Source organism: Saccharomonospora sp., assembly GCF_027317685.1.
GTDB lineage: Bacteria > Actinomycetota > Actinomycetes > Mycobacteriales > Pseudonocardiaceae > Saccharomonospora.
Window position 1 is genome coordinate 75,771 of the sequence record NZ_DAHVQP010000124.1, and the last position, 7,729, is coordinate 83,499.

General features: G+C 67.7%; 8 protein-coding genes and 1 pseudogene. 6 read left to right on the forward strand and 3 right to left on the reverse strand.

Translation table 11 applies throughout. The features are described from left to right. Positions 1–17: 17 nt before the first annotated feature. Complete coding sequence (locus tag M7H19_RS14715) at positions 18–467, reverse strand: universal stress protein (protein WP_298181722.1); 450 nt, start codon at positions 465–467, stop codon at positions 18–20. A 328-nt stretch (positions 468–795) separates the two neighbouring features. Between M7H19_RS14715 and M7H19_RS14720 the strand changes: the two genes are divergently transcribed. After that, positions 796–1,566, forward strand: a complete 771-nt coding sequence (locus M7H19_RS14720) for a hypothetical protein (protein ID WP_298181724.1) — start codon at positions 796–798, stop codon at positions 1,564–1,566. Positions 1,567–1,621: 55 nt separating this feature from the next. After that, positions 1,622–3,358, forward strand: coding sequence for a GAF domain-containing protein (locus tag M7H19_RS14725; protein WP_298181727.1), 1,737 nt, complete (start codon positions 1,622–1,624; stop codon positions 3,356–3,358). 8 nt (positions 3,359–3,366) lie between these two features. Here M7H19_RS14725 and M7H19_RS14730 read toward each other — a convergent pair whose 3' ends face one another. Then, on the reverse strand, positions 3,367–4,026 hold the full coding sequence (locus M7H19_RS14730) for a response regulator transcription factor (RefSeq protein ID WP_298181730.1): 660 nt from the start codon (positions 4,024–4,026) through the stop codon (positions 3,367–3,369). 178 nt (positions 4,027–4,204) lie between these two features. Between M7H19_RS14730 and M7H19_RS14735 the strand changes: the two genes are divergently transcribed. Beyond that, a complete protein-coding gene (locus M7H19_RS14735) occupies positions 4,205–5,188 on the forward strand; it encodes a nitroreductase (RefSeq protein WP_298181732.1) in 984 nt (327 codons plus the stop codon). Between the two features lie 31 nt (positions 5,189–5,219). Here M7H19_RS14735 and M7H19_RS14740 read toward each other — a convergent pair whose 3' ends face one another. Next, complete coding sequence (locus M7H19_RS14740) at positions 5,220–5,963, reverse strand: SDR family NAD(P)-dependent oxidoreductase (RefSeq protein WP_298181735.1); 744 nt, start codon at positions 5,961–5,963, stop codon at positions 5,220–5,222. A gap of 109 nt (positions 5,964–6,072) precedes the next feature. On the opposite strand from M7H19_RS14740, the gene M7H19_RS14745 reads away from it, so the two are divergent. The 3 genes and pseudogenes from M7H19_RS14745 to M7H19_RS14755 all read left to right on the forward strand — a co-directional run. Next, entirely contained in the window at positions 6,073–6,783 is a 711-nt protein-coding gene (locus M7H19_RS14745; protein ID WP_298181738.1) for an MBL fold metallo-hydrolase, read from the forward strand. A gap of 162 nt (positions 6,784–6,945) precedes the next feature. Beyond that, positions 6,946–7,386, forward strand: coding sequence for an Rrf2 family transcriptional regulator (locus tag M7H19_RS14750; protein WP_269429564.1), 441 nt, complete (start codon positions 6,946–6,948; stop codon positions 7,384–7,386). A gap of 79 nt (positions 7,387–7,465) precedes the next feature. After that, positions 7,466–7,729: pseudogene (locus M7H19_RS14755) on the forward strand (globin domain-containing protein); the annotation flags it as partial.

The window sequence follows — 7,729 nt, forward strand, 5'->3', positions numbered from 1 at the left end:
GGGATCGACCGGGACCGTCAGCGGGCGGGAGCGACGGGCACGAGCACCAGCGGACACACCGCGCGCCGGACACATTCGATCGTGACCCCGCCCAAGGGGACCGCGCTGAGGCCGCGAGGGCCGTTCGTGCCCAGCACGAGCAGGTCGGCCTGCCCGGCGGCGGACAGCAGCTCGTCCGCCGGAGCGCCGGTGACGACCAGCTCGTCGACCGGTGCCGTGGTGACGACCATGTTGATGTCACGGCGCAGCGCCGCGCGTACCGTGTCCTCGTCCCGCCGTATGCCGCGTGGGCGCAACGCGAACTCCGACCCGCGTAACAGGTCGGGCTCTTCCCTGACCGACATCGCCAGCACTCGGCCGTGTGTGAGTTCGGCCTCCGAACATGCCCACCGCAACGCCTGACGTGAGGCGGGGGAGCCGTCGAGGCCCACCACGATGACCCTGCCGGTTTCCGTGTTCCCGGGCATGCTTTCAGACTCCGGGCCGACTTCGCGCCTGTGCAGAGTCGGAGGTCCCGAGGGCCTGGCGGAAGAAGCTGTGGGGAACCCTCGGCGGCTGTTTCCTCGGACGCTCACGTTTCTGCCAGCACTCCGTCACTCCGCGGATCCCTTGCGTAGTGGGGACCAAGGACCCCAACGGAACAGGTCGAGCGCCGCTGTAGCCGGGGATTAGGGGACGGAAGTGTGGAGGCCGAAAGCGACATCGCTGATATCGCGGCAGACGCAGCAGGGGTGATTCCCCGCGCATGGCCGGCCGAGACGCGTCGGCCCGGTCGGAGGAGAGGAGGGAGCGGTCGTGACCGCTGGACTTCCCGTTCTACCGGCCGCGGGACACGTGTGGTCGGAACAGGAGCGAAGCGTGCTCCGCCGTGCCGAACAGCACGCCCAGCGGTGCGGACTGGTCGAGCCGTGGAGCGTGCGGGTCCACGACGACCGGATCGAAATCGTCGAGAACGTGCCTGCCCCGCTACGCGGCCATGTCGGCGCCGACCGAAACGGCGCCATCGCGTGCGGCTGCGCGCTCGCCGTCGTGACCTGCGCGGTGCGGATTCTCGGGTGGGCACCCGAGACGGTGCTCTTCGGTGATCCGGACCGGGCTGAGCTGGTGGCCACCGTGGTGGCGCACCAGCGGTATCGGCCCTCACCTGCGGATGTCGGCCGGTTCCGTGCCGTGTTCGAGCAACACGGCCGGAGTGATGCGTTCGAACCGGCGGGCCCGGCGCAGTTGCCGCTCGCCGTGCGCGACACCATCGTGCGCGCCGGAACGGTCGCCGGCGTCCGCATGGTGCCCGTGGCCGCCGTCGTGGCGGCACATCGCAAACGTGGTCTGGAAGCCGGACTGTTGGTGGTCACCACGACGGATGGCAGACGCGGGCAGCTCCTCGCCGGGACGGCGTTGCAGCGGGCGCGGTTGTCGGCCACGGCACTCGGTCTTCCGTCGAAACCGGTGATCGAACCATTCGAGACCCGGGAGTTCCGACACCGCCTGGTCAGGCATTCCGGAGTAGAGGGTTGTCCCCAATCGCTGCTCGTGCTCGGCCGGTCACCCGCCTCGTCCGACGCTTGAGACCCGCATCGGCAGGGAATACGGTCGCAAGCCATAGCCGCGATCGGAGAAGCCGATGGCAGTGGAGGAGCCCGCGAACGGGCGGCCGGACGACCTCCGGTTCCGAGCCCGCGCCGCCCTTGCGAGCCTGAGCCTCGACGAGTCGCCGCACGAGGCACAGGCACGTCTCGGTGAGATCGTCAGGATGCGTGACCGTCTCGAAGGCTTGCTGGAATCCGTGTTGGCGGTGGTGTCGGGACTCGAACTGGATTCGACGTTGCAGCGCATCGTCCGAGCCGCCACCGAACTCGTCGGCGCACGCTACGGGGCGCTGGGGGTGCTGGACGAGAAGGGGTCGCTCGTCGAGTTCGTCTACGCCGGCGACGACGAGACCAGGACGAAGATGGCGCCCCTGCCCGAGAGCAGGGCTTTGTCGGATCTGCTTTCGCGTAGTCGAGGCCCGGTACGACTACCGGATCTGTCCCGACAGCCGGCGTGGGCGGACCCACCCGGTGACCACTCGCCGAGGCACAGTTTCCTCGGTGTGCCCGTGCGGGCACGGGGCGAGGTCTTCAGCAACCTCTACCTTCTCGAAAAGCGTGGCGACGCCGAGTTTACCGTTGAGGACGAGGTAGCGCTACAGGCGTTGGCCGCTGCGGCGGGGGTGGGGATCGACAACACGCGGCTGTTCGAACAGTCCCGGATGCGGGAACGGTGGCTCGGCGCGGTGACCGAGATCAACGGCGAGCTGCTCGGTGGCGCCTCGGTGGAGGCCACACTGGACCTGGTCGTGCGTAGGGTCTGCGAACTGGTCGATGCCGAGGACGCGTTCATCCTGCTGGCTTCCGATGAGGATTCCGCTGCCATGTCGGTCGGTGTGTCAACCGGAAGGTGTAGTTCCTCCTTGACCACACTGTCAGTCGATCTCCGGGAGTGCTCGGTCATCGCGGCGGCCATGCGGGAGGAACGGCCACGCCTGCTGCCCGAACTGGAGTCGGCTCTGCCCGACGATCCTGCTGTCACGTCAGCCGGACTCGGACCCGGAGCAGTGGTTCCGCTGACGAGCGCGACGGGACTGGGAGGGGCGCTCGTCGTCGCTCGCTCCAAGGGAGCGGCCGCGTTCACCACTGAACAGCTGCCGATGCTGACCGCACTGGCCGGGCAGGCGGCCGTCGCCCTGGAGTTCGCCGAGAAACAACGCAGCCAGTGGTTGGCCGACCTGTTCGACGAACGCGACCGCATCGCCCAGAACCTGCACGACCACGTCATCCAGAGGCTTTTCACCACCGCCATGAACTTGCAGGGAACGCTGCGCCGCATCGACGACCGGAATGTGCGACTGCGAGTGGAGCAGGTGGTCGAACAACTCGACACCACCGTGCGGGAGATCCGCACCTCCGTCTTCGACCTGCACACGGTCGGTGTGCACGGTGAGAGCGGTTTACGGCGACGCCTGCTCGACATCGTGGAGGAACTGACGGCCGACACCGATGTCACACCCACCATGCGGCTGTCGGGCTCACTCGACATGCTCGTGCCCCGCCGAGTGGGTGAGCACGCCGAGGCCGTGGTGCGCGAAGCGGTGAGTAACGCACTGCGGCACTCCGGTGGTGAGACGGTCCGCGTCGCGGCGGAAGCGGACGAACACAGACTGTCGGTCGAGGTGGCCGACAACGGAGTGGGCATGCCGGAGAACGCGCACCGAAGTGGACTGGAGAACCTGTGGAAAAGGGCTCGGCAGTGCGGCGGAGAACTCGTCGTCGACCACGAACCCGGTGGCGGCACCCGGGTGGTGTGGCGGGTACCGCTGTAGCTTCAGGGTCATTGTTCCGGCGGACGCTGATGCCCTTGTGTGCGTAGTTCGGTGGCGAGCACGGCGGCCTGGGTCCGGCGTTGCATATCGAGCTTGCCGAGCAGGCGGGAAACGTAGTTCTTCACGGTTTTCTCCGCCAGATAGAGGCGCGTGGCGATCTCGCGGTTGGTCAGCCCTTCGCCGATGAGGTCCAACACGGCACGTTCCTGCTCCGACAGGTTCGCGACCGGGTCGGAGCCCACCCGTTCGCGTCGAATGCGATTCATGAGCGCCGAGGTGGTCTTGCTGTCGAGCAGCGACCCACCGGAACCGACCGTGCGCACCGCCGACACGAGATCGGAACCCAGCACCTGCTTGAGCACGAAACCGGAAGCGCCCGCCATGATCGCGTTGAACAGTGCCTCGTCGTCGGCGTAGGACGTCAGCACCAGGCAGCGCAGTCCCTCCACGGTGGACAGAAGCTCTCGGCACAGCTCCACACCGTTGCCGTCCGGCAACCGTACGTCGAGCACGGCGACATCGGCGCCGGCGCCGGGAATACGAGCCAACGCCTCACCCACCGACGCCGCCTCCCCGACGATCCGCATGTCGGGCTCAGCCTCCAGCAGATCGGTCAGGCCCCGGCGCACGATCTCGTGGTCGTCGACGAGGAAGACACTGATGGCCACTCAAGACAGCCTAATCCTCGCCGAGGCTTTCCACAGATGTGCGAGTCGCCGTTTCCGTGGGAGTTCGGGCCCTCCGCACCACGTGGGTGACACGGCATCGCCCGACAAGGCCGTTCGACCCTGTACCGGAGGACTTCGGCACCGTGGCGAAACGCCCACGACCAGGAATCGTTCTGGTATGGGCAAGCACGAGTGGTCGGCGGGAGAAACCGAGGTACTCGCCAACGCGGTCGTTTGGGCACCTTCTGTACACAACATCCAGCCGTGGCGTTTAGAGTTCACCGACGACGAAGTCGTCGTTTTCGAACGCACCGATATCTCGTTGCCGTACCACGACCCGGAAGGGAAGGACCGTTCGGTCTCGTACGGGGCCGCCGTGGCGAACCTGGAGATCGCCATGCGGAGGCTCTCGCTGCGGCCGGGCGTGCGGCTCCTCCCCGACGGCACCGACAGCGAGGTGGTGGCGAGGCTGAGCGTCGAGGGGAGACAGGATCCCACGGAGGCCGAGTTGCACCGGTACTCGGCCATCCGACGTCGACGCAGTTACCGCAGACCTTTCATCGGCCCACCCCTGCCCGCTCGCGAGATCGACCGGATCACGGCGTCGGCCGACGACGACGCCGTGCACATACGGCCGGTACGCGGTGACACCGAGATCGATGCGCTGGCCGACTTGTTGGAGTACGCGGGGGTCACGCTGAAAAGCGATCAGGGCTACCAGCGTGAACTGTCGATCTGGACGATCCGGGACGAGGACTCCCGCACCCATGGCGCCGGTGTCTCCAGAAGCGCATCGCCGCCGACCACATTGCCGTGGGCCGGGCTCCCACGGCCGGGCACGGCGATCCCCGACCGTCGGACACTGGTCGAAAGACTCGGCAACGAGACGGTGTTGGTGTTCTCCACGGACACCGACGACCGCGCCGCGCATATGCGTACCGGCCTAGCCATGCAACGTACGTGGCTCTCGGCTGTGGAACGCGGTTTCGCCGCGGCCGTGCAAACGCATCCACTGCACCTGTCCGAGGCGCGGCGACGATTCGTCGAACGACTCGCGTTGACCGGATGTCCGCAGCTGCTCATGCGGGTGGGCAGGCCTTTCGGGGCCTTGCCGCAGAGTCTGCGCCGACACGCGGCCGAAGTGATCGCCTCCGACGACTGACCCGGACCCGGGGCCGTCTTCCTTCCGGCCCTCAACGGGGTAGCCGCCGCCAGATGAGGCGGGGAAGCAGCTTCATGATCGCGAACGCCGGACGTAGGACGGCGGGTACCCACACGGTGTGCTTGCGGGCTCGCAGCGCCTCGACGGTGGCGTCGGCGACCTGGCCCGGCGTACTGGAGAACGGCGCGGGCTTCATGCCCCGCGTCATCCTGCCGATCACGAACCCCGGTCGCACCAGAAGTAGGCGAACCCCGCTGCCGTGCAGGGCGTCGGCGAGTCCGGAGGCGAACCCGTCGAGGCCGGCCTTCGCCGAACCGTAGACGTAGTTGGCGCGGCGCACCCGCACGCCCGCCACCGAGGAGAACACCACGAGCGTGCCGTGCCCTTGCTGCCGCAGCAGATTCGCGGCGTGAGTGAGCACGCTGACGTGTGCCGTGTAGTCGGTGTGCACGATGGCCACGGCGTGAGCGGCGTCGCGCTCGGCTCTGGCCTGGTCGCCCAATACACCGAACGCCGTCACCACGATGTCCACGGGGCCGTGCTCGGCGACGATGTCACCCAGCACCCGCTCGTGGGAGTCGAGGTCGTCGGCGTCGAACTCCACTCTCTCCACCGTGTCGGCGCCCGCTTCGCGAAGCGCCCGCTCCTCGGCATCGAGGTCCCCGCTGCGCCGCGCGGCGAGCACGAACGAACGCGCCCCCTGCCGCGCCAGCCGCGTCGCCACGGCGAGACCGATCTCACTGCGTCCCCCGAGCACCACCACCGTCCCCGTCATGCCGAGCAGTGTGCCCTACCGTGTCCGCAGGTTGTGTAGCCGTGTCCGCAGTCCGCGTAGTCGCGTTCTGCGTAGTCGTCTGTCCGACGGCGCGGCTACCATGCGGCGCATGTCCGAGCGCTTGTACTTCCGACAGCTGTTGTCCGGGCGGGACTTCGCCGTCGGCGACCCGGTAGCCACTCAGATGCGCAACTTCACCTACCTCATCGGTGACCGCGACACCCGGGAGGCTGTGGTGGTGGACCCGGCGTACGCCATCGACGACCTGCTGGCCGTGTTGTCGGAGGACGACATGCGGTTGGTGGGCGTGTTGGCGACACATCACCACCCGGACCATGTCGGTGGTGATCTCTTCGGATTCTCCCTGCCGGGGTTGCCGGAGCTGCTGTCCCGCGTCCAGGTGCCCGTGCACGTGGCCTCCGATGAGCTGGAGTGGGTGCGGCGCACCACGGGCGTGTCGAAGACCGATCTCGTCGCCCACGACCACGACGACCGTCTCGACGTGGGAGCGATCCCGATCCGCCTGTTGCACACGCCGGGGCACACGCCGGGCAGTCAGTGTTTCCTACTCGACGGTGCGCTGGTGGCGGGGGACACGTTGTTCCTCGACGGCTGTGGCCGCACCGACCTGCCCGGAGGCGACGTCGACGCGATGTACCGCAGTCTGCGCTGGTTGGCGGACCTGCCCGGCGACCCGGTGGTCTATCCGGGCCACTTGTACTCGGCCGAACCGTCAGCGTCGCTGTCGGAGGTCCGCCGCACCAACATGGTGTTCCGCCCGCGGTCGCTGGAGGAATGGCGCGCTCTTTTCGGTAACTGATCCTCGCCGGCACCCGCGTTCCTGGCCGACACCGAAGTCGTGGTGAACGAAGCGCATGCGCGTGTGGTCGCTGCGTAGCGATCTTCGGCCGGTGTTATGGCCTGCCTGACAGAAAATGGAATTTTCCATACCACTTTTCCTACCGTCAGTGTCGTGCGACTGATGAAGGGAACGGATCTCGCACTGCGCATCGTCATGCGCCTCGCGGTGGTGGGGGAGCGGGAATCCGCGCCCACGACCCGTGAGGTGGCCGACGCCGTGTCCGTCCCGTACAGCCATGCCGCGAAGGTCGTCACCCGGCTGCAGCGTCTCGGTGTCGTGGAGGCACGGCGGGGGCGCAGCGGTGGGCTGGCGTTGACCGCGGCGGGGCGTGCCGCATCGCTCGGTCGGCTCGTCCGTGAACTGGAGGGCGTGGGCGATGTGGTCGGTTGCGAGGACGACCCGCCTTGCCCGTTGCGGACGGCATGTCGGCTGCGGGCGGCGTTGAGGTCCGCTCAGGACGCCTTCTACGCCGCGCTCGATCCGCTCACGATCGAGGACCTGGTGGCCGAGCCGGCGGGTCCGGTCCTGTTGGGACTGCCCCTTCGTTCCCGAAGCGGCTGACGTCGTGGCGTTTCGTGGTGCTTCCAGACCTCATCAGTCCCTTAAATACGAATCTGGAATACCAATTTGGAGATCGGTGATGCTGTCCCCGAAGTCGGCCGAGGCCGTCCGTGCCACCTTGCCCGCGGTGAGCAGGGCGATCGGTGAGATCGCTGAGGTCTTCTACCGCAGGATGTTCACCGCCCACCCGGAGCTGCTGCGTGACCTGTTCAACCGGGGTAGTCAGGCCGTCGGTGAGCAACAACAGGCCCTGGCGGGATCCATCGCGGCGTTCGCCACGACGCTGGTGGAACAGCCGGACACCCTTCCGGAGACGATGCTCGACCGCATCGCGAACAAACAC

Excerpts from the sequence above, each read along its gene's own strand:
- M7H19_RS14745 (WP_298181738.1), top strand. The coding sequence starts at position 6,073 with ATGTCCGAGCGCTTGTACTTCCGACAGCTGTTGTCCGGGCGGGACTTC.
- M7H19_RS14750 (WP_269429564.1), top strand. The coding sequence starts at position 6,946 with ATGAAGGGAACGGATCTCGCACTGCGCATCGTCATGCGCCTCGCGGTG.
- M7H19_RS14740 (WP_298181735.1), bottom strand. The coding sequence starts at position 5,963 with ATGACGGGGACGGTGGTGGTGCTCGGGGGACGCAGTGAGATCGGTCTC.
- M7H19_RS14715 (WP_298181722.1), bottom strand. The coding sequence starts at position 467 with ATGCCCGGGAACACGGAAACCGGCAGGGTCATCGTGGTGGGCCTCGAC.
- M7H19_RS14735 (WP_298181732.1), top strand. The coding sequence starts at position 4,205 with ATGGGCAAGCACGAGTGGTCGGCGGGAGAAACCGAGGTACTCGCCAAC.
- M7H19_RS14725 (WP_298181727.1), top strand. The coding sequence starts at position 1,622 with ATGGCAGTGGAGGAGCCCGCGAACGGGCGGCCGGACGACCTCCGGTTC.